The 16,488-nt window shown below is 62.3% G+C and carries 20 protein-coding genes and 1 pseudogene; 11 read left to right on the forward strand and 10 right to left on the reverse strand.

The window, feature by feature from the left end:
- Positions 1–24 precede the first annotated feature (24 nt).
- The 6 genes from X751_RS140550 to X751_RS140525 form a co-directional block, all read right to left on the reverse strand.
- Positions 25–267 carry a YMGG-like glycine zipper-containing protein gene (locus tag X751_RS140550; RefSeq protein WP_023670102.1) on the reverse strand — a complete coding sequence of 81 codons (243 nt, stop codon included), beginning with the start codon at positions 265–267 and terminating at the stop codon, positions 25–27.
- Positions 268–350: 83 nt separating this feature from the next.
- Entirely contained in the window at positions 351–677 is a 327-nt protein-coding gene (locus X751_RS140545) for a hypothetical protein (protein WP_023670101.1), read from the reverse strand.
- A 142-nt stretch (positions 678–819) separates the two neighbouring features.
- A complete protein-coding gene (locus X751_RS1000000167575; RefSeq protein WP_023745785.1) occupies positions 820–996 on the reverse strand; it encodes a hypothetical protein in 177 nt (58 codons plus the stop codon).
- 129 nt (positions 997–1,125) lie between these two features.
- Entirely contained in the window at positions 1,126–2,160 is a 1,035-nt protein-coding gene (locus tag X751_RS140535) for a PAS domain-containing sensor histidine kinase (RefSeq protein WP_023670099.1), read from the reverse strand.
- Positions 2,161–2,323: 163 nt separating this feature from the next.
- Positions 2,324–2,491 (reverse strand): DUF1328 domain-containing protein, encoded by a 168-nt coding sequence (locus tag X751_RS1000000166045; RefSeq protein WP_023670098.1) that lies wholly within the window; start codon positions 2,489–2,491, stop codon positions 2,324–2,326.
- 220 nt (positions 2,492–2,711) lie between these two features.
- Positions 2,712–3,506: a response regulator gene (locus X751_RS140525; protein WP_023670097.1), complete on the reverse strand. Its 795-nt coding sequence runs from the start codon at positions 3,504–3,506 to the stop codon at positions 2,712–2,714.
- A 212-nt stretch (positions 3,507–3,718) separates the two neighbouring features.
- Between X751_RS140525 and X751_RS140520 the strand changes: the two genes are divergently transcribed.
- Positions 3,719–3,922 (forward strand): NepR family anti-sigma factor, encoded by a 204-nt coding sequence (locus tag X751_RS140520; protein ID WP_023670096.1) that lies wholly within the window; start codon positions 3,719–3,721, stop codon positions 3,920–3,922.
- A gap of 3 nt (positions 3,923–3,925) precedes the next feature.
- Positions 3,926–4,477: a sigma-70 family RNA polymerase sigma factor gene (locus tag X751_RS140515; RefSeq protein WP_023670095.1), complete on the forward strand. Its 552-nt coding sequence runs from the start codon at positions 3,926–3,928 to the stop codon at positions 4,475–4,477.
- A 56-nt stretch (positions 4,478–4,533) separates the two neighbouring features.
- Here X751_RS140515 and X751_RS140510 read toward each other — a convergent pair whose 3' ends face one another.
- On the reverse strand, positions 4,534–4,851 hold the full coding sequence (locus X751_RS140510; protein ID WP_050485906.1) for a response regulator: 318 nt from the start codon (positions 4,849–4,851) through the stop codon (positions 4,534–4,536).
- Positions 4,852–5,190: 339 nt separating this feature from the next.
- Between X751_RS140510 and X751_RS140505 the strand changes: the two genes are divergently transcribed.
- The 3 genes from X751_RS140505 to X751_RS140495 all read left to right on the forward strand — a co-directional run bounded on the left by X751_RS140505 (position 5,191) and on the right by X751_RS140495 (position 6,876).
- Entirely contained in the window at positions 5,191–5,952 is a 762-nt protein-coding gene (locus tag X751_RS140505) for a Crp/Fnr family transcriptional regulator (protein WP_023670093.1), read from the forward strand.
- A 124-nt stretch (positions 5,953–6,076) separates the two neighbouring features.
- Positions 6,077–6,403, forward strand: a complete 327-nt coding sequence (locus X751_RS140500; protein WP_023670092.1) for a DUF883 family protein — start codon at positions 6,077–6,079, stop codon at positions 6,401–6,403.
- An 11-nt stretch (positions 6,404–6,414) separates the two neighbouring features.
- On the forward strand, positions 6,415–6,876 hold the full coding sequence (locus X751_RS140495) for a hypothetical protein (protein WP_023670091.1): 462 nt from the start codon (positions 6,415–6,417) through the stop codon (positions 6,874–6,876).
- Positions 6,877–7,039: 163 nt separating this feature from the next.
- Here X751_RS140495 and X751_RS140490 read toward each other — a convergent pair whose 3' ends face one another.
- On the reverse strand, positions 7,040–8,572 hold the full coding sequence (locus X751_RS140490; RefSeq protein WP_023745786.1) for an HWE histidine kinase domain-containing protein: 1,533 nt from the start codon (positions 8,570–8,572) through the stop codon (positions 7,040–7,042).
- 154 nt (positions 8,573–8,726) lie between these two features.
- Here X751_RS140490 and X751_RS05630 point away from each other — a divergent pair, with 154 nt between their 5' ends.
- Positions 8,727–8,954 carry a hypothetical protein gene (locus tag X751_RS05630; RefSeq protein WP_023670089.1) on the forward strand — a complete coding sequence of 76 codons (228 nt, stop codon included), beginning with the start codon at positions 8,727–8,729 and terminating at the stop codon, positions 8,952–8,954.
- A gap of 26 nt (positions 8,955–8,980) precedes the next feature.
- Here the strand turns inward: X751_RS05630 and X751_RS140485 are convergent, their stop codons facing one another.
- On the reverse strand, positions 8,981–9,901 hold the full coding sequence (locus X751_RS140485) for a diacylglycerol kinase family protein (RefSeq protein ID WP_023670088.1): 921 nt from the start codon (positions 9,899–9,901) through the stop codon (positions 8,981–8,983).
- A 258-nt stretch (positions 9,902–10,159) separates the two neighbouring features.
- Between X751_RS140485 and X751_RS140480 the strand changes: the two genes are divergently transcribed.
- A complete protein-coding gene (locus tag X751_RS140480; protein ID WP_023670087.1) occupies positions 10,160–11,464 on the forward strand; it encodes a PRC-barrel domain-containing protein in 1,305 nt (434 codons plus the stop codon).
- A gap of 89 nt (positions 11,465–11,553) precedes the next feature.
- On the opposite strand, the pseudogene X751_RS01000000164135 reads toward X751_RS140480, so the two are convergent.
- A pseudogene (locus tag X751_RS01000000164135) lies at positions 11,554–13,102 on the reverse strand (alkaline phosphatase family protein).
- Between the two features lie 214 nt (positions 13,103–13,316).
- Between X751_RS01000000164135 and X751_RS140475 the strand changes: the two are divergent.
- From X751_RS140475 to X751_RS140460, 4 genes are all read left to right on the forward strand, one after another.
- Positions 13,317–14,249 (forward strand): VOC family protein, encoded by a 933-nt coding sequence (locus tag X751_RS140475; protein ID WP_023724468.1) that lies wholly within the window; start codon positions 13,317–13,319, stop codon positions 14,247–14,249.
- 4 nt (positions 14,250–14,253) lie between these two features.
- On the forward strand, positions 14,254–14,886 hold the full coding sequence (locus tag X751_RS140470) for an alpha/beta hydrolase (RefSeq protein ID WP_023683957.1): 633 nt from the start codon (positions 14,254–14,256) through the stop codon (positions 14,884–14,886).
- A complete protein-coding gene (locus X751_RS140465; RefSeq protein WP_023683956.1) occupies positions 14,879–15,178 on the forward strand; it encodes a GNAT family N-acetyltransferase in 300 nt (99 codons plus the stop codon). Before X751_RS140470 ends, X751_RS140465 begins: the two co-directional genes overlap by 8 nt.
- Before the next feature lie 249 nt (positions 15,179–15,427).
- The gene (locus X751_RS140460; protein ID WP_023690114.1) at positions 15,428–16,486 is read left to right on the forward strand and encodes a dipeptidase; all 1,059 of its coding nucleotides are present in this window, start codon (positions 15,428–15,430) and stop codon (positions 16,484–16,486) included.
- Positions 16,487–16,488: the final 2 nt, after the last annotated feature.

A 16,488-nucleotide genomic window follows, 5' to 3' on the forward strand; every position in this document is an offset into this window, starting at 1 on the left:
ATTGTCTGACGCTTTTGAAGCGGATCAGCAGCGAGCGGTGTAGAGCCGGCCGCGATTGTCGCGATACTGGCAATAGCCGTTGCGCAGGTTGCGCACCAGCAGGCCGGAACCGGCGCCAACGGCTGCGCCGATCAGCGCACCCTTGCCGCCGCCGATCAGTCCGCCGGCCAAAGCACCGACACCGGCGCCGACACCGACATCCTGCTCGGTCGTGCTGCAGCCGCTGACGGCGACCACCGCAACCATGGCAATAATCAATTTCCGCATAGAATCTCTCCTCACTTTTGTCCTCACTTTAGTAAGCTCCAGCCGCTATTTAGCACGAAACAGCAGCCTTTGCCCGCTCGATCTTATTGTTGGCTAAGAGAGTCTTTTTCGCGGCGCGTGGCGTTCGACGCGACCACGACACTGGAAATCTGCAAAGACGCGTCGAGGGTGCCGTCCGGGCGCACGTTCCAGACGATCTGGTCGTAATCATCTTCCAGCGCGGGGTCGACCGTAAGACATTTGGCAACGACGTGCTCGGCCTGACCCTGCACGTCGCCGGCAGCGAATGGACGTTCTGCCGTGCATGCTTCGGCGGTTTCGAAAACACTGACCGGCACCGGCAGTTCACGACATTCGGTCATGTTGTTCGAACAGCCAATTACCAAAAGCAAAGCGGCGATGTGTTCCACGGCGATACGTCCTCTCGCCATAAGAACGGTCCACAGCCGTCAAAGTTCCTGTGCCGAAAGGGGCGTTAATAATTGGTCGGCTACGAGCTGGACAGCTTCTGAGCCAGGCTGCTTGGGAGCAGCGTGAACCTGAGCATCTGGCTCAGGCCAATTGCGACGCCACGATCAGCACAACAGCGGCGACGAGCGCGACAGCGGCGACGCGAAGCAAGGGATGCCAGGCGTGCTGCAAAGGCGAGGCTGAAGCGTCAGGATCCTGAAAGCCGCTCATCGACACCCGGGCGGCCTGCTCCAGCCTGTTCATATCGGCATCCGTCATGATCATTCCTCCCATACTCGCGTTGCAGGCTGCGGCCGAAACATCGGTTGAATCGGTCAAGATCCAGCAATCTCTGGGAACCACAGCATCGGATTTTATGGTGAACAGCCGGTTAAGGAATCCCGCCGCTCATTCGGTTTCGAAATTGCCGTGCGGAACGACGAGGCGATATTCGAGGCGGTCACTGGTGATCTCCAGCGTCGCCGTGCCGTTCAGCGATGCCGGCACGACACGTTCGAGGGCAACGCTGCCGAAGCGTTTCTCGGTGCGCCTGTTATCATTGGCGACAATGGCCTCGACCCAGGTCAGCGACAAAGCCGGCTTGTCTGCGGCCTCTGCGACGTTCGACAGATCGGCGGTTACCTCGACAAAGCCGTCCGGCCGCGCCAGGGCGCCGTAGCTGAATGAATTGACGGCGAGTTCGTGCATTGCCAGTCCGATATGAATGGCCGCGTTGGGATTGAGGTAGGGGTTGACGCCATTGAAGCGCAGGCTCTGCGCGGGATCGGCGCCGTAGCGAACGACCTGGCCGCGGATAAGCTCGCGAAGTGCTGCACCCCGCCAGTTCGACGACGTTACCAGATCCTGCGAGGAAGCCAGTGACTGCAGGCGGCCGCGAAAGCGCTTCAGGAAATCGTCGGGTGTCTCGGAATAGCGGCCGGTCTGGGTGGCAATACTCTGGATGATGGCCAACAGGTTCTTGGAGCGGTGGCTGACTTCGCGCAACAGCGTCTTCAGCGTCTGTTCGCGGCGTTTCTGCTCGGTGGTTTCCACCATCGTGGTGACGACGCCCTGAACGTCGCCGCGATGGCCCCGATCGGCATCGACCCATACCTGGAACCAGCGCATGCCATCACCGGTGGGAACACTCAGTTCAAGGCGTTCCGGATTGCCGGAAGCGATCACATTGCTTTTGGCGGCGGCGATTTGCTCAGCTTGCGCCGGTGGCAACGCGCCGTTGCTGTCGGCTGTGTCGGAAACCCACGGCGCACGCATGTTGCGGGCCCATACAGTCTTCAATTCACGATCCTGATAGAGGACGGAAATGCCGGCATTGTGCAGAGCGTGAAGCAAGGCCCGGCCAAGCTGCATTCCGCTTTCAGCCGGGTGCAGTGCGATCACCTCGTCGCCCTGTCCGCTCTCGCCTCCGCCAATGGAACGCATCAATCACCTGTCCACCTGATCAGGACCGAACGATTCACTTGGACTCAGTTCCTGAGTAGGTCCCCAGAAAAGGTCCGCCGGACGATGTCCCGTTGGAGGACATCGCCCGGCGGTGGCTGGAAACCGTTTGAGGGGTGCGGCTTCCAGTGTTCTTCGCCCGCTCCTACGATGCCCGTCTGAACAGGCCGGCCAGAAGCGAGATGACGAGGAAGGCGAGAAAGATGAAGAACAATATTTGCGCGATACCGGCCGAGGTACCGGCGATGCCGCCGAAACCAAGCGCGCCGGCGATGATCGCCACGACGAGAAATACGAGCGCCCAGTAGAGCATGATCTGTCTCCTTCCGATACTGGATCAAAAACGTGAGTGATTGCTGTTTGTTCCACCATTTGCCGAAAAAGAAAGTCTTTGGAAGAGGCCCGGATGCGAATTGATTCACGCGCGTGCGTCCCATACGGAGCGACGGGCAGCCGCCGATCGCCAGGTTAGGCGATCGCCAGTGCCGGCAACGCTGCGAGGCGGCGAAAAGTTGGAGATTGAAGGCCCTACTTCACGCGGCGGCCTTGGCCTGCCGGTCGAAGAACAGCGCTTGGCTGATCAGCGCCTTTACCATGTCGGGATTGAACGGCTTGGTGACGAGGAAGGCCGGTTCAGGCCGCTCGCCGGTCAGCAGACGTTCGGGGAAGGCGGTGATGAAGATTACCGGCACCGAAGTCGACGACAGGATTTCGTTGACCGCATCGATACCCGAGCTGCCATCGGCAAGCTGAATGTCAGCCAGCACCATCTTCGGCCTTGTCTTGCCGAACATCGCCACCGCCTCGGTATGGGTGCGCGCGGTTCCGACCACGTGGTGGCCGAGGCTCTCGACCATTTCCTCGATGTCCATGGCGATCAGCGGCTCGTCCTCGATGATCAGCACATCGGTCGCCACCTGGCGAGAGATCTCGTTGCTCGCCTGGGCAAGCAGTTCGGAGAATTCCTTGGCGTCGACATCGAGAATTTCAGCTGCCTCGTCTTCACCGAAGCCTTCGACCGCGACCAGCAGGAAAGCCTGGCGTGGCCGTGGCGCAATGGCGTTCAGATTGGCGGCGGCGCGCTGCTCCCATGCCGATTGCGCCTGCTCCTGCGGAACGCGGATGGCAATGGAGGTGAACAGTTTGGCGAATACCTTATAGAGCGCGATGCGGTCGCTTGACGCTTGCGGGAAGATGTCGACGTCGGCGATGATGGCTTCGAGCATCGCGGCTACCAGCGCATCGCCACTCTCCTGCGATCCGGATACGGCGCGTGAAAAGCGGCGCAGGAACGGCAGGTGCGGAGCGATGGTTGCGGAAAGGCTCATGGTAGACGTCTCCCTCAGATGACGTGATTGCATAGATTGCAGGTCAAGCTGATTGCAAGCCCCAACACCCAAACGCGGGTTTTGCGAAAAAGTTCCGACACTTGTGGAACGAAACCGCACGGGCGACGTTTGTGGTGCGATGGGCAACCAGACGAGGGGGCCGCTTTGCGTTGTGTAATGGGGCGGCTCGGGGCGCTGGATTTAAGGGCGAAATGAAGGACATGAATAAAGAAACGCTGGCTGGCGCCGCTGACAGGCGCCGGGCCAATTCCGGCGACCCGCTCGGGGCGAATTCGGAAATCGGCCGCAAACTCAAACAGTATTATGACGAACTGGTCTCGGACAATGTGCCGGATCGCTTTGCCCAGTTGCTCAGCCAACTGGAAAAGGCCGAACCCGCACAGAAGAAGGACTGAGGCATGGCAGCTGTCTCACAAGGGTTCAAGACCGACCTGCTCGGCTCGATCCCGAGCCTGCGGGCCTTTGCCGTGTCGCTGACGCAGAATGCCGACAAGGCCGACGATCTGGTGCAGGAGACGCTGGTCAAGGCCTGGGACAAGCATGAGAGCTTTCAGCCCGGCACCAATCTCAAGGCATGGCTGTTCACCATCCTGCGCAACGAGTTCTATTCCCAGATGCGCAAGCGTGGCCGCGAGGTGCAGGACAGCGACGGCATCATGACGGCCAGGCTTGCCGTTCATCCGGCTCAGCACGGCCAGCTTGACCTCAAGGATTTTCGCGGCGCGCTCGAGCAACTCCCCGAGGACCAGCGCGAAGCCATCATCCTCATCGGCGCTTCAGGCTTTTCCTATGAAGAGGCCGCCGAAATCTGCGGCTGTGCGGTCGGAACGATCAAGAGCCGGGTCAGCCGGGCCCGCACGCGGTTGCAGGAGATCCTCAAAATCTCCGGCGAAGACGAATACGGGCCGGACGCGATCTCGTCCCAGGTGACGGGTTCAAACGCTGCCTGACGGCGGAGGGCCCGTTTGCGGGCCTGGGCTCTCTACACATACGCATCGAAGATATCTCAGACTGGCGCGCGGCCGCAGGCCGCCGCCAGAGCCTCGACGAGATCGGTCCCCGAATAGGGCTTGGTGACCAGGCGGATGCCGGGAAAAGACCCTTTGATCTCATCGGGGTCCGAATAGCCGGAGGCAAAGACAAACGGCAGGCCCGATTGGCGCAACCGCGCGGCAAAATCGAGTGTGGACGTTCCGCCCAGCATGAGGTCCACGATAGCGGCGTCGAACTCGCCAACGACCTTCTGCTCATCGATCTCGGCCAGAGCGCGGGCAATCACTACGTCGTTCGCGCCATGGTCGCGGCAAAGCTGCTCGACATCCATGGCGATCAGGAATTCATCCTCCAAGACAAGAATTCGCAATCCCTCAAGCAATGGCGGCACTTGGCAATCTCTCCTCAATTCTTGCAGCATCGGGTACAGTGACTCCAGTCAACCGCATCGCGGACCTTGGGGGATCGGTCAGGCCTTAATCCGAAAAGTTCGCCCACCGGCTCTACTCCACAAGCGGGCTTCGAATTCGCCTCAGTGGAGTGTAGCGAGTCATGATCGCTATTTGCCATCCTGTCATTTAAAAAAGACATGCCATCGGCAGCGGAACCGCGGCCTTGCAAAAGCGTAGCACTCAGTCTCTGGCAAGAGACGTTCGAAAGAGGGATCGAAATGTCTGGCCAGAATGGTCGTTCGTTTTCCAGCCGTCAGTACCCATGCGAGATCTGCCCGCTTCGGCCATTGCCGGTGTTCCGGGAATTCGAGAAGCAGGAGCTTGCCTATGTCAGCATGTTCAAGAAGGGCGAACTGGCCGTCGACAAGGGCGCCACAGTGCTGGTCGAAGGCAGCCAAAGTGCTCATCTCTACACCGTGCTTTCGGGCTGGGCCTTCCGCTACAAACTATTGTCGGACGGCAGGCGCCAGATCCTGAACTACTCCATGCCCGGCGATCTTATCGGGCTGCAGGGCAGCCTGATGGGCGAAATGCAGCACTCGGTCGAGGCGCTGTCGCCCATGCTGTTGTGCGTCTTCGAGCGTGAAAACCTGCACGAGCTCTACCGCAACCATCCGGGCCTTGCTTACGACATTACCTGGCTGGCGTCGCGCGAGGAGCGCATGCTGGACGAGAACCTGCTCAGCGTCGGTCGGCGCACGGCGGTCGAGCGCACCGCCTATCTCATTGCCTTCATCGCCAGCCGCGCGGCGGCAGTCGGGCTCAACGGCAAGGCGCCGGTGCAAATCCCGATTACCCAGCAGCATGTCGCCGATACGCTCGGCCTGTCGCTGGTCCACACCAACAAGACGATCCGCAAGCTCATCGATCGCAAGCTGATCGCCTGGCGCGACGGCGGTTGCGAAGTGATCGACGGGGAGGGGCTGAAGGATCTCGCGCGCTGGGAGGGCCTAAGCGAAGGCCGTCGGCCACTGATCTGACAGGCAGGCCTCCATCTGGGGCTGGACTCGCACTTGCAAACACCCTTTCATGGATACGGTCTCCGATTTCGGAACCATGACGTGTGTCGGGCGTTTGAAGCCAAGCAAACGCAAGGAGTTTAGAATGGCAACTGCCGCAGGAAAAACCGCCAACGAAAGTCAGACGAACGCCGACCTGGAAGCCGACATTCGGCAGTTGAAGGCGGATATCGAAAAGTTGACCAAGCAATTGGCCAAGACCGGCGAACATGGTTACGGCACGGCGCGGCGCGCTGCTGCCGAAGGCGTCGACCAGTTGCGCGCGCAGGGCGAAGCCGTCTTCGACAGCCTGCGTGGCAACGCCAAGGATCTTGAGGCCCAGATCACGGCCAATGTGCGCGAGAAGCCGGTCACTTCACTGGCGATCGCGGCCGGCGTCGGCTTCCTGTTTGCGCTTCTTGCCCGGCGCTAGTTTCGACAGAGATGGGCATGCTGGCACCGCTTATCTCGGCCTTGGCCTCGGGTGAAGCCATTGCCGCCATGCGCCGCGCGCGCACGGCGGCAATCGTCTACGGGCTCGCCGCCGTGGCTGCCCTGTGCGGCCTCGGGTTTCTCCTGGGGGCGGCCTACATCTGGGCGGCTGACCGTTATGGCTCGATGGCCGCCTGTCTTGGCTTCGCCGCTGGTTTCCTGGTACTGGCCGGGCTTATCGTGCTCATTCATCAACTTGCGGCTGGAACGCATGCACGCCGACGTGCGCGAAGGCGCAATGCCGACCTGAAGGCGCTCGGTATCACCGCGGCGCTTGCCGTGCTGCCGGCCTTGCTCAAGGGGAAAGGCGGGAAGGGCGTCATTCTCGGCCCGATGATCGCGCTCGCGGCCTATGCCATCTACCGCGAGAACGTCAAGCCGGATCCGGGCGATCCAGACAGCGAAGCCGACTAAAGCGCGTCGCGCTGATACGCTGTTCCCGGGAAAACCGCTTCGCACTTCTGGAATCGCTTTTAATGCATGTCGCCCAGAAGTGTGCCGCGGTTCTGGGACAACGACATGCATCAAAACAAAGACTTAAAGCGCGTCGTATGAATCCGTTTCAGCGTGACGCGCTTTAGGCCGGCAGATCTTCAAGCGGCATCGATATTTCGGCGAACACGCCTTCGCTGCGGAATTCGTGGGTCACTTCGCTCGACAAAACCTTGGCGAGGCTGCGGCGGATCAGGATAGAGCCGAAGCCCTGGCGTTCCGGCGGGTCGACTTTCGGCCCGCCGCTTTCGCTCCAGGTCAGCACAAGGCGGCGCGCGCCTTTCTTGCCCGCCGCCTTCCAGTCGACATCGACCTTCCCCGAGCCAACCGACAGCGATCCGTATTGCAGCGCGTTGCTGGCCAGTTCGTGCATGATCAAACCGAGCCCCACCGCCTGGTCGGGCGAAAGCAGCAGATCCGGACCGGAGATCACGATGCGCGGCCGTTCTGCCGAATCGAACGGCTTGACCTCGATCTGCATCAGTTCGCGAATACCGATGCCGCGCCATTCGCGATCCGACAGCAGGTTATGGGCAGCGCCCAGCGCCTGCAGCCTGGCGCCGAAGGCTTCCAGGAATTCGCTTGGGCGGCGAGCGTGGCGAACGGTCTGCGTCGCCAGCGCCTGCACCGTCGCCAGCGTGTTCTTGACCCGATGGTTGAGCTCGCGCAGCAGCAGCCTTTGCCGGTCCTCGCCGAGCTTGCGTTCCGAGATGTCGTAGTTGACGCCAAAGATCAGCGTCGGCTTGCCTTCGCCGTCGCGCTCGATGACGCGGCCGCGGGTGACTATCCAGCGCGGCGGATCGAAGCCTTTGACCCGGTATTCGCCGAAATAGTCGTCGCTGCCGGTCAGGGCATCGCGAAAGCGCGTCTCGGTCTGGTAGACGTCGCGCGGGTCGATGGCGGCCAAAATGTCGCGCGCCCGCAGCCGGTTCGAACGCGGCAGGTTGAACAGCTCCGACAAACGCACGTCGCATTCGATCATGTCGGTGCGGATATCCCAGGCCCAACTGGCGAGCGAGGCGGCATCGAGCGCTATGGCTCGGCGCTTTTCCTCCTGCGCCAAAGCAGCCGTGGCAATGGCGCCGCTGCGGGTGGCGTCCTTGAGGGTAAACAGGCTGGCGGCGAGGCTGGCCAGCGATTTCAAATGATCGAGCGCGGCAGCGGACGGAAGTTCATGCGGCTCCCGGTCGAGTACGCACACCGTACCGACGCGCGCGCCGGCGACCACCATCGGCGCGCCGACATAAAAGCGGACATGGTGTTCGCCGGTGACCAGCGGGTTGCGGGAGAAGCGAGGGTCGATGCTGGCATCCGGCACCACCATGGGCTCGTCGCCGGCGGCAATGGTATGGGCGCAGAACGATATGTCGGTCGCGGTTTCGGTCTCGTTGAAGCCGACACAGGATTTGAACCACTGTCGTTCGGTGTCGAGCAGCGTGACGAGCGCGATCGGCGCCCGCATCACGGCGGCGGCAAGGCCGGTGATGCGATCGAAGTCGGGATCGGAGTCGGTGTCGATCGCGTCAAGCCCGTGCAGTACGGCAAGCCGCTCCGGCGCCACCACGGCGCGGCGGACCTCAACCGGCAAACCAGCCTGCTTCGCCACCTTGCTATCCACCAAGCCCCCTCGCTTGCAGGCCCCACCCGCGGTGGCGCGCATCTTGCGCGGCCGTCGCGCGCCGGAACTTTTGTAGCAAGCAATCGTTACCCCACCATGTTTCGCCGGCGATGGTTTCATCGACCATGCCGGTTGCACGACAGGAACGCCGCCAATGACCAAGATCGCCCCTGAAAACAAAGCCCGTCAGGGGCGCTGGGGTTGGCACGGCCTGCGCATATTGGTCGCCGCGTTGCTCCTGGCTTTTATTGCTTGGGGAGCGGCCGAGATTTATGGCCAAAAGATAGATCCAGATACCCCTGAAAGCCAAGGGCAGCCCACCGGCCAGACCGCGCCGGCCAACCAGAGCTCGCCAGCCGGCGAGGGGCAGTCGGGCGGCTAGGGTTTTCCGCGTCATTCGTAATCGCATCAGGCGGCCTTCGCCTGGGCGGCTTGCGCCGGAACCAGGACGTTCAGTGCGCCAGGGTGGATCTGGATTGTCGTTTCGCGCTCCAGCTTGACCAGTTCGCCGTCGATGACGGCGCCGAATTTCTTGCTCCCGGTATGGATCTTCACGATTGCCTTGTCGGCCTGATGAGTTTCGACATGATCGCTGTCGCGCCACCTGCCTCGAGCCATGTCGAAGAGCGCCCTGACCAGCTCGCCACGCTGCCGCGCCACGGTGACATAGATGCCGAGCACGCCGCCGGCAGGATTGTCGGCATAAGGCAGATGGCCTTCGCCAAACAGATTGTTGGAAATGCCGATGCCGCTGATGCGGGTCACGATCTCGGCTTCGCCGACCGTCAATGTCACCTTCATGGCGGGAGGATTGTTGATCGTCGTCCAAGCGGCCTTGGCCGAAGCGCGAATCTTTCCCAAGCGCGAGGCGAATTCCATATTGTCGCGCAGCTTCACCATCCTGGCGTGCAGGCCGATCGAGAACTGATGCACGAACGGCCGGCCATTCGCGCTCGCGATATCGACCGCCATGATCTCGCCGTCGGCAAAGGACTTCAGCGCGCCATCGATGGTCTGCGGAATTCCAAGGCCGCGGGCGAACAGGTTCATTGTTCCCGCAGGCAGGACGGCCAGCGCCTTCTTGCCATTCATCAGCCGCCCCGCGGCGGCCGAAATGGTGCCGTCGCCGCCACCGGCCAGCACGACGTCGATGTCGCGCCGCGCGGCGACCTTGTCGAGCGCCGCGACAATCTCCTTGCCGGCGACGATGTCGATCTCGATGGAGTGACCAGCCGCCTCGAGCGTCTGGCGCATCCGGTCGGTTAGCGCTGAAAGATCGGTGGTCCGCAAGGTGCCGCCGTCCCGGTTCAGCACCGCTGCAAATCGCATGCCCCACTCCGTATTCTTTTTAGCGGCCGGAATGCCAGCCGCAGGCTGAAACGGGCAAGCTTGGCAAAGGTTCCATCGGCCGGGCGGGAATGTCGGGCGATTCCGCGGACTTGCCCAGGGTATTTCGATGCTGCCGTTTTTTCGGAACAAGCGCCTTGTCACAACGTTGTGATCCCATTGGAGGCGCCGCCTTCGGTCTCCCGGCAAGTGGTTTGCCGATTGCGGCGCGCACGAGATCACGCAAGAGGAGACTTAATCATGATCCGCACACTGTTCGCGACGACCGCACTCGCAACGCTGATCGCTACCGGTGCGTTTGCGCAGTCAACGACGACCCCGGCGACGACCCCAGCGCCGGCTGAAGCCCCTGCCACCATCGCGCCGGCGCCGCAACAGGCCGACGGCGCGCTGATGACCAATATCATCGGCGAGTCGGTGTACAATGGCACTGGCGACGATGCCCAGAAGATCGGTGACGTCAGCGACGTCGTCCTCGATGAAAACGGCCAGGCGAAATCCGCCATTATCGGCGTTGGCGGCTTCCTCGGCATAGGCAGCAAGAACGTCGCCTTCGACTACGGCAAGTTGCAATGGGTCGAGAGGAATGGTGACCGCTGGCTCGTCGCCGAGACAACGAAAGAAGCGTTGACGGCGCTGCCCGACTTCGACCGCAAGCCTTACGATCCGGCCTCGGCGCCTGCTTCCACGGCGCAGAACGACCCGCAGAAGCCGGTTGATCTCAACGCCGCGCCGTCAGAACCGGCGGTGAAACGCGCTGACGGCAATCTCGCAACCAACATCATCGGCGAGAATGTCTACAATGGCACTGGCGACGATGCCCAGAATATCGGCGACGTCAACGACATCGTGCTGACCAAGGATGGCAAGGCGCAGTCGCTGGTGATCGGCGTCGGCGGCTTCCTCGGCATGGGTGAAAAGAACGTGACCTATGATTTCGCCAAGGCGCGGTGGGCCGAAAAGAACGGCGATCGCTGGCTGGTGGCGCAGACGACCAAGGAGGAACTGCAGGCGCAGCCTGATTTCGACCGGAAGCCCTATGATCCGGCGCCCGTGACGACAACCTCCGACGCGACGCAGCCGACTGCTCCCGCTGCCCCGACGGCCGTTGCACCGGCTGACAATGCTCAGCCAGCGGACAAGACCGCGGAAGCTCCGGCCGGGACAAAGGCCACCGATCCGACGCAAACGGCAGCGATCGACAAGTCGACACTGACCGAAATGCCGGTCGGTAACATCAGAGGCGACGACCTGAAGGGCACCACCGTCTATGGCGCCAACGACGCCAAGGTCGGCGAGATCGGCGACGTCGTGCTCACGCCCGACAGCAAGCCGGATGCCGTCATCATCGATGTCGGCGGCTTTCTAGGCATCGGCGCCAAGGAGGTCGCGGTCGGCATGGACAAGCTCAAATTCATGACCGACAAGGACGGCAACAAATATCTCTACACCAACTTCACCAAGGAGCAGCTGCAGGCGCAGGCCGCGTATGACAAGGGCAGCTATGCCGAGAAGCGCGACCAGCAGCGGATGATGGTACAGTAAGGGAATAGGCAGTAGGGATTGGGCAGTAGGCGAAACCGAGTGACGAGGCATCAGGCCGCCAGAACATTCTACTGCCTACTGCCTACTGCCTACCACATACCCACCACCCCTTCGTCCGTCAGCTCTGCAAGCGCCAACGACTGGTCAAGATGCTCGGCGCGCCAGGCAAGCAGCCGCTCGGCAAATTCAAGCCGCACGCTGAGATAGGCCGGGTCGGCGGCAACGTTGGCCAGTTCGCCCGGATCCTTCTCCATGTCGAAGAGCAGCGGCGGCAGGCCGCCGCCGAAATGCACGTATTTGAATTTTTCCGTACGGATGACGGCGAGGTTGCACTGGCGCGAGCCGATGCCGAAATGCCGTTCGGCCTCACCATCGGCAATCGAGCGGAAGTCGAACTCCCAATGCGCCGCGTCGCGCCAATCCTTAGGCGGTTCATATTGCAGGAACGGTTTTAGGGAGCGGCCGTCGAGATGCAGCTGGGCGTCGGCGTCCAGCAGATCGAGCAAGGTCGGGAAGATGTCGACGGCCTCGGTGAAGTGGTTGACGATCGAGCCGGCTGCATTGCCGCGTCGTGGGTCGCGCACGATCAATGGGATGTGATAGCTGCCGTCGAAGAAGCCGCCTTTGCCCAGCATGAAATGGTCGCCCATCATCTCGGCGTGGTCCGAAGTCAGCACGATGATGGTGTCATCCCATGCATTCGCCGTCTTGATCGCTTGCGAGATGCGGCCAAGCTGCGCGTCGACCTCCGAGATCATGCCGTAATAGATCGCGCGGATGGCCCGGATGTTGTCCTCGCCCCAGTCGCGCACGTGGCCGTCGGTGCCGGGGCGGAAGCTTCTCCGCTTCTGGCGACCAAGGTCGTAAGCCAGATAGGGATGCCTTTGCGCCTCTGCCTGCCAAGTCTCGACATGGCGGAAGGGCGGNGAAGGGCGGTCCGTCCGCCGGATCATACAGCGTGTTGTAGGGCCGCGGTACGACAAAGGGCGGATGCGGGCTGATGAAGGAGACATGCGCGAACCATGGCGAATCCTGTTCGTCCAGCCAGCGAATGAATTCGCCGGCAAGAAAAGCGGTCGGCGTCTCGTCCCTGGAATAGACAGGCGGCGCGCTGGTCACGGCGTCGCCCGCTTCCCCGCCCACGGGGCGGTGAATGCCGGGAGAGCCCGCGCTGGTGTCGACGCCACGTGCCTTCAGCCATGACAGCCATGGTTTCTGATGCTCAGGCAGGAACTGGCGAACGCTGAAGCCGGGCAGCACGCCCTCATAGCTTTTCAGCCGGGGATCGCCCGGCGCCATCGTGCGCGGATCGGGCGAGACGTCGGTGTAGCCGAACAAAGTCGGATCATAGCCGAGGGCGCGGGCCGAAAGCGCCATGTTGCCGTGGCGGGCGTCGAGCGGCGTGCCGTTGCGGCAGACGCGATTGTTCATCTGGTAGAGGCCGGTGTAGAGGCACGCGCGGGCCGGCGAGCAGGGCGCCGCGCCGCCGTAATGCCGCATGAAAAGGACGCCTTCGGCGGCGAGCGCATCGGCATTCGGCGTCTTCACCACGGCATGGCCGGCAGCCGACAGGCAATCGCCCCGCCATTGGTCGCAGGAGATCAATAGGATGTTCGGGCGTCTGCTTTTCGCGGCCAATGCTCTATCCTGTCACGGGAAGACGTTCAATGAACCGGAATTTGGCGGCAGCGCAAGCCTGTCAGTCTTGCTTAAATGGTGAACGAAAATTTCCTGCTGTTCACTATTGGGATACAGTCCATTCTGAGTTTGCCGCCTTTGCCATTGCCAGGCGGCCCCTCATATAGGCGTGGACAGCGGCAAGAGCCGCAAACCGAAGGGAAGGAGCAAGACAATGCTCGACCAGATCAAGGGCCTGCATCACGTGACGTCGATGGCCGGCGATGCGCGCCAGAACAATAATTTCTTCACGCACAAGCTCGGCCTGCGCCGGGTCAAGAAGACCGTCAACTTCGACGCGCCAGATGTCTATCACCTCTATTATGGTGACGAGCACGGTACGCCCGGCTCGGTGATGACCTATTTTCCGTTCCCGGACATTGCCAGGGGCCGCCATGGCGTCGGGGAAGTCGGTACCACGGCCTATTCGGTGCCGGCCGGCACGCTCGGCTATTGGGAAAAGCGCTTCGCCGATGAAGGCGTTGCGGGTGTCTCCCGCGAAGAGACGTTCGGCGAGAAGCGGCTGGCCTTCGCCGGTCCCGACGGCGACGGTTTCGCGCTGGTCGAAGACAAGGCGGACAGCCGCGCGCCATGGTTGAAAGGCGGCATTCCCGCTGATGAGGCGATACGCGGCTTCCACTCGGTCTCGCTCAGATTGAAGGATGGTGGCGCCACGGAAGAGCTGTTGAAGTTCATGGGCTATGAGCAAGTGGACAAGTCCGGCAGTGTCAGCCGGCTCGCCATCAAGAACGGCAACGGCGCTGATGTCGTCGATATCGAATCGCTTCCTACCGCGGGCTTTGCCAATCTCGGCGCCGGCTCGGTCCACCATGTCGCCTTCGCGGTGGAGAACCGCGCCCAGCAGCTCGAAGTGCGCAAGGCGCTGATCGATACGGGTTATGGCGTGACGCCGGTGATCGACCGCGACTATTTCTGGGCGATCTACTTCCGAACGCCGGGCGGCGTGCTGTTCGAAGTCGCCACCAATGAGCCGGGCTTCGACCGCGACGAGGACACCGCCCATCTCGGCGAAGCCCTGAAACTGCCGACGCAGCACCAGCATCTGCGGCCCTATCTTGAAGAGCATCTGCAGAAGCTGGAAGGCTGAGACGATGAGCAAGGAAGCTTACATCCATAAGGCGCTGCCGGGTTCGCCCGGCGGCCCGCTGCTCTTCGTCTTTCACGGCACCGGCGCGGACGAGAGCCAGCTGCTGTCGCTCGGGCGCGACCTCGCGCCACAGGCGACGATCGTATCGCCGCGCGGCGATGTTTCCGAGCATGGTGCGGCGCGTTTCTTCCGCCGCACCGGCGAGGGCGTCTACGACATGGACGACCTCGCGCGGGCGACCGCCAAGATGGCCGGTTTCATCAAGGCGCAGGTGGCAGCGGCAAGGCCATCTTCGGTCTTGGGTCTCGGCTATTCCAACGGCGCCAACATCCTGGCGTCCGTAATGTTCGCCGCGCCCGAGCTGTTCGATGCGGCGGTGCTGATGCACCCGCTGATCCCGTTCGAACCGCAGGTGCAGGGCAGCCTTGCCGGACGCCGCATCCTGGTCACCGCCGGCAAGCGCGACCCGATCTGCCCGCCCAACCTGACATCCCGGCTGGAGGCCTATTTGCGCGCCAATGGCGCCGATGTCACAGTGGAGTGGCACGATGGCGGCCACGAAATTCGACCAAACGAGATCGAAGCGGCGAGGCGGCTTTTTGCCGATGCGCCGGTTGAAGGAGCAAGCGATGCCTGACGAATTGCCTGAGATCGAACTCGAGGACCGCGGCTCGAAGGGACGTTATGTGCTGCGCGGACCCGGCGGCGCCGAGGCGGAAATGACCTTCACCAAGGTCGGCGAGCACCAGATCATCATCGATCACACCGAAGTGCCGGACGTGTTTCGCGGCCAGGGCGCCGGCCTTCGGCTTGTCACACGCGCCGTCGAGGACGCGCGGGCAGTGGGCAAGAAGATCATCCCGCTCTGCCCCTTCGCCAACGCCCAGTTCCGCCGCCATCCGGAATGGGCGGATGTGCTGAAGCAATAGACCTTTTTCCCTTCTCCCCTTGTGGGGTGAGTTGCCGGTCGCCGAAGGCGAATTCATCGTGCCAGTGGCACGATGAAAGGCCGGCGAACGCCGGGACGCTGCGAAGCAGCGGGGACCCGGCAGGTGGTCGGAGTCGCTCAGCCACAAGAGCGAACGCCTCTCTGGCATTTGCGCAGTTCGGCCTTCTTGCCTAAGTACACAGTTCGCCGCGGTTCGTCCGCTCCTGCCAATTGACCGAATGGCTTCCTAATGACCGAACCCGATCTCGTCCCCGTCTTCGACGGCCACAACGACACGCTGCTGCGACTGTACCAGTCGAAAGACACAGACGTCGAAAAGCTGTTCATCGAGGGGACGCAGGGCGGTCATATAGACCTGCCGCGCGCCAAGAAGGGCGGCTTTGCCGGCGGCATGTTCGCGATCTTTCCACCGCCGGTCGAGAAGAGCAAACGTGCTGCGGTGCCGCCGGCGCCGAGCGATAATGAGCCATTGCCGCCGGAACTGCCGCGCGCTGATGCGCTCAATTCCACCATCGGCATGGCCTCGATCCTGTTTCGGCTGGAGCGCGCGGGCGCGCTGACAGTCTGCCGCAGTGCCGGTGACATTCGCGAGGCGATGGCGAAAGGTTCGATCGCGGCGGTGTTTCATATTGAAGGCGTCGAGGCGATCGATCCCGAACTTACCTTGCTCGACGTGCTCTACGAAGCCGGCCTGCGCTCGCTCGGCATTGTCTGGAGCCGCCCCAACGCCTTCGGCCATGGCGTCCCGTTCCGCTTCCCGTCGTCGCCCGATACTGGACCGGGGCTGACCGATGCCGGCAAGGCGCTGGTCAAGGCCTGCAATCAGCTCAAGATCATGATCGACCTGTCGCATCTCAACGAAAAGGGCTTTCGCGATGTCGCCGCACTCAGCGATGCGCCGCTGGTCGCCACCCATTCGAACGTGCATGCGCTGTGCACCCATTCGCGCAACCTGACGGACTGGCAGCTCGGCGCTATCCGCGAGACCGGCGGCATGGTCGGGCTCAACTTCGCCACCGGCTTCCTGCGTGAAGACGGACGGATGAATTCGGACACTAGCCTCGACATCATGGTGCGCCATGTCGACTCGCTGCTGCAGGCGCTGGGCGAGGACGGCGTCGGTCTCGGCTCCGATTTCGACGGGGCGATGATTCCGGCCGTCATCGGCGACGTTGCCGGTCTGCCGAAGCTGATAGATGCGCTGGCCGCGCGCGGTTTCGGACGCGCGTTGATCGAGAAGATAGCCTATCGCAACTGGCTGAGCGTTCTCGAAAGAACCATAGGCTGAGG

The organism is Mesorhizobium sp. LNJC394B00, assembly GCF_000502555.1.
Classification (GTDB): Bacteria; Pseudomonadota; Alphaproteobacteria; order Rhizobiales; family Rhizobiaceae; genus Mesorhizobium.